At 73.1% G+C, this 3,961-nt stretch carries 3 protein-coding genes; 1 reads left to right on the plus strand and 2 read right to left on the minus strand.

What is annotated here, in order from left to right:
* Positions 1 to 116: 116 nt before the first annotated feature.
* Positions 117 to 653, minus strand: coding sequence for a DinB family protein (locus ND748_RS27245; protein WP_251749068.1), 537 nt, complete (start codon positions 651 to 653; stop codon positions 117 to 119).
* A gap of 227 nt (positions 654 to 880) precedes the next feature.
* On the minus strand, positions 881 to 2,128 hold the full coding sequence (locus tag ND748_RS27250; protein WP_374216050.1) for an amidohydrolase family protein: 1,248 nt from the start codon (positions 2,126 to 2,128) through the stop codon (positions 881 to 883).
* Between the two features lie 434 nt (positions 2,129 to 2,562).
* Here ND748_RS27250 and ND748_RS27255 point away from each other — a divergent pair.
* The coding region (locus ND748_RS27255; protein WP_251749069.1) for a glutamine synthetase at positions 2,563 to 3,961 on the plus strand (1,399 nt) is incomplete at its 3' end.

Genomic DNA, 3,961 nt, shown 5'->3' on the forward strand with positions numbered 1-3,961 from the left:
GGCCGACGCGGGCTCACGCCGAGCCCGGCGTGATTGCGTCGCCGCAGCCGTCGCGCCGCCCGCCGCTGCGACCGGCTGATGGCGGCCCGGCCCCACCGCGTCGGGGGGTGGGGAGGTCAGCCCATGGTGCGGGCGCCGTCGAGGGCCTCGCGCAGGATGTCGGCGTGCCCGCAGTGCTGGGCGGTCTCGGCGATGAGGTGCAGCAGGACCTGCCGCACCGACCAGCTCGCGCCGGGCTCGAACCAGGGCGCCACGGGCAGCGGGTGGGCGTCGGTGAGGTCCGCGACCTCGGCGATGATGCGCTCGGTGCGGCGGGCGACCTCGTCGAGGCGGTCGAGGGTGCCGGCCAGCGTCTCACCGGGCAGCAGCCGGAAGCCGTCGCGGAACTCCTCGGCACGGGCCGTCATGTCGCCGTCGAAGGCCGCGGCGCCGACGAGGACGAAGTCCAGCCACCGGTGTTCCATGTCGGCGACGTGCTTGACCAGGCCGGCGAGGGTCAGCTCGCTGACCGTGGTGCGCCGCGAGGCCTGCTCGTCGTCGAGGTTCTGCACGGTGAACCGGAGGAACCAGCGGCGCTGGGCCAGGGCCGCCAGCAGGTCGGCGCGCTCGCCGGTGAGCGCGGGCGGGGCCGCGTCGGTGTTCGTGGTGGTCATTGTCTGGCGCCTTTCGTCGTCGGTCCGATGACGTCGACGTTAGGGGCGATTGCGGTCAGATCTTGGCCGCAATCGTGGCTGGTGGCCGGTGGAGGCGTGATGCGGTCGGTTCCGCGGAACCACGATCGGCGCGACCGCAGGGTTGCGGTGCGATGCGCACGGTCTGCCGGCGTCCGACCGCGCAGGACGCACCGCAACCGGCCCCGCCTTCGTTCGGACTCGCTCGTCTACCGCAGGTCGTAGACCCGGCGGGCATTGTCGGCGCAGACAAGTCGGGCGATTCGCGCGGCGTCGGCGGCGGTCCAGGCGTCGTCGTCGATGCCGTCGGCGAGGAAGGCGGCCAGGCCGCGGCGGAACAGCGTCGCGCCGAGCAGGAACAGCTCGCCGAGCGCGTAGGCGTCGGTGGAGAACAGGAACTTGCCGAACGGGGCGAGTTCGAGGGCCTGCGCGATCAGGCCGACGGAGCCGCGACCGGTGTTGTTGATCGCTAGCCCCAGGTCGAGGTGGACGTTGGCGAAGACCTGGGCGAGGTAGGCGGCCTCGCGGTGGAACGGATAGCAGTGCAGCAGCAGGACGGCGACCTCGGTCGGCGCGATCGCCCGCAGCAGGCCGGTGAGTAGCAGCGGGTTGCCGCGGGCGAGGTCCAGATCGGCGTCGCCGTAACCGACGTGGATCTGTACCGGCAGCCGCGCCTCGACCCCGCACCAGATCAGGAACGAGTGCAGGACGGGGTCGTGCAGCCGGATCGCGGCGCCGCCGCGGATTTCGTTGATCCAGGTGCGGGTGGCCGCGGCGACCTCCCGATCGGTGGGCCGCCGCGCCGGCAGGGCCAGTCCGGCCCGGTAGGCGGCGACCGACTTCACCGCGACCGTCGACGGGGTGCGCTCCGCCAGCCGGGCACGGACGGTGTCGGCGAGGTGGGCAACCCCGATCTGCCCGGTGAGCACGTCGACGGCCGCCCGTTCCGCGATCCGCTCGAGGCGTACGACGTCGAGACCCCGCCCGCCGGCGAACGCGGCGAGGTCTTCGGCGCAGGTCAGCGGCTCGGGCTGGAAGCCGGTGTCGACGCAGAAGGTGCTGATTCCGGACGCGCCGAGCAGCCGCCGGTGCACTTCGGCGTGGCCGAGCTCGGCCCGTCGCTCCAGGTACGTCTCGGGGTCGGCGTGCGGCGGCAGGTCGAGCGCCGGGGCGCACCAGCGCCGCAGGGCGAGGCCGATCTGGCTGTCGAACAGCGTCGTGCCGGGTGGACCGGGCCGGTCGGCCTCGGTGAGCATGCTCTCGAACTCCGGGCGGGTAAGATCACGCCGGACGAGGCCGTGGCAGTGATGGTCGACGAGCTCGATGCCGAGGAGCTCGTGATCGACGAGTTCGTGATCCACGAGTTCGTGATCCACGAGCTTGGGGTCGACGGGCCCGCGGTCGACGATCCGGTGATCGACGGGGTCGGGTTTGCCGACGCCTTCGGAGCGCCCCATCCCCGACTGGTCCCCGCGGTGCGGCGCGGTCATGCCTGGCCGTGGCAGTTACCTTGCGTAGCCAAGCTCTGTGCACACCACCTGTGGATAACTTGTGGATTACTTTGGCCTACCTGGGGACAGTCGAGTCGAACATCGGTGATGTTGGCCTGTTTTCAAATCTTCTTGCCGGGGCGAAAGCTGTGGACAACTCCGCGGGCGGCCGCCGTATGCACGGTGGACATCTCCGGCGAGATCGCGATTGAATTTCACCGAGAGTGACAATTGGGCCCAGTGTGGGAGCGGTCTCGTCCACCGTCTCACCCGACATCGGGCCCGCCGGCGCGCGAGCATGGTGCCAGGCGAGACCCACCCGGGGTGGGATCCGTGGGGAAGGCGACATCCGTGGGACAGCGATATCCGCGCCGCACGCGGCATCCGCGGGAGGGCCGATCATGAACGACTCTGCGTGGGAGCGGGCCGCGCCGCGGATCGGTGTCCTCGGCGGCCCCGAGCGCGACCGGCTCGCCGCGGCGGCCCGGCATGCGGCGACGAACCTGGAGGTACGCGGCGTTGTCTGCGTCGCCTGCACCTTCGTCGACAACAGCGGCATCACCCGGATGAAGGGCGTGCCGGTCGGCCGGCTGGACGCGGCGGTGGTGTGGGGCGTCGGCGCGTCCCCGGTGTTCGACGCGTTCGGCGCCGACGACGCGATCATCGCCGGCCGCGTCGCCGGCGGCCCGGTCGGCGACCTGCGGTTGCATCCGGACCTGGACCGGCTGACCGCGCTCGCCGCCCAACCCGGGTGGGCCTGGGCGCCGGCGGACCGCCGTGATCAGAACGGCAAGCCCCATCCCCAGGACGCCCGGGAGCTCGTCCGGGTCGAGGCGACCCGCCTGGCCGCACGCGGGCTACGGGTCGCGATGGCCTTCGAGATCGAATGGGCCGTTGCGCCGGCCGGCGCCGACGGGTTCACCCCCGCCGCCGGCGGCCCCGCCTACGGGATGACCCGCGTCGCCGAGCTCGGCGACTACCTGCGCGACGTGGTCGCGGCGCTGACCGAGGAGGGCCTGGTCGTCGAGCAGATCCATCCCGAGTACGCGGCCGGCCAGTTCGAGGTGTCGGTCGCCGCGCAGGATCCGCTCGCCGCCGCGGATACCTGCGTGCTGGTGAAGGAGACCGTGCGCGCGGTCAGCGGGCGCCACGGCCTACGCGCCTCGTTCGCGCCAAAGGTCCTCGCCGACGGCGTCGGCAACGGCGGGCACGTCCATCTGAGCCTGTGGGGCCACGTCGATGGCGTTGGCGGCGGGGGCGCGGATGGGGGTGGCGTTGGCGGTGGCGGCAGCTACGGCGGTGGCGGCGGCTACGGGGGTGGTGGTGCCGACGGTGCGGCCCGGCTCGGTGGGTACGGGGTGGGGCCCGGTGCGGCGGCAGCCGGTACGGCGGCGGGCGCCAGGTGGAATGGCGGTGGTCGGGTCAACCTGATGGGCGGCGGGGGCGGCCCGGGTGGCCTGACCGCGGCCGGCGAGGCGTTCGCAGCCGGGATCCTCGCCCGGTTGCCCGCGTTGATGACGCTCGGGGCGCCGAGTGTGGCCTCCTACCTGCGGCTGGTGCCGTCCCAGTGGGCGAGTGCGTACGCCTGCTGGGGACTGGAGAACCGGGAGGCCGCGCTGCGGATGATTCCCGGCCCACCGGCGGCCGCGGGCCGGGCGGCGAACCTGGAGATCAAGTGCTTCGATCTGGCCGCCAACCCCTACCTCGTGGCGGCCGGGCTGCTCGCCGCCGGGCACGCCGGCCTGGACGGCGAGGCGCGGCTCCCCCCGCCCGTCGACGTCGACCCGGCCTCGCTCGACC

It is taken from the genome of Frankia sp. AiPs1 (assembly GCF_023716945.1).
GTDB lineage: Bacteria > Actinomycetota > Actinomycetes > Frankiales > Frankiaceae > Frankia.

What these genes read in the sequence shown, in the direction of transcription:
- ND748_RS27245 (WP_251749068.1), bottom strand. Translation starts at nt 653, where the DNA reads ATGACCACCACGAACACCGACGCGGCCCCGCCCGCGCTCACCGGCGAG.
- ND748_RS27250 (WP_374216050.1), bottom strand. Translation starts at nt 2,128, where the DNA reads ATGGGGCGCTCCGAAGGCGTCGGCAAACCCGACCCCGTCGATCACCGG.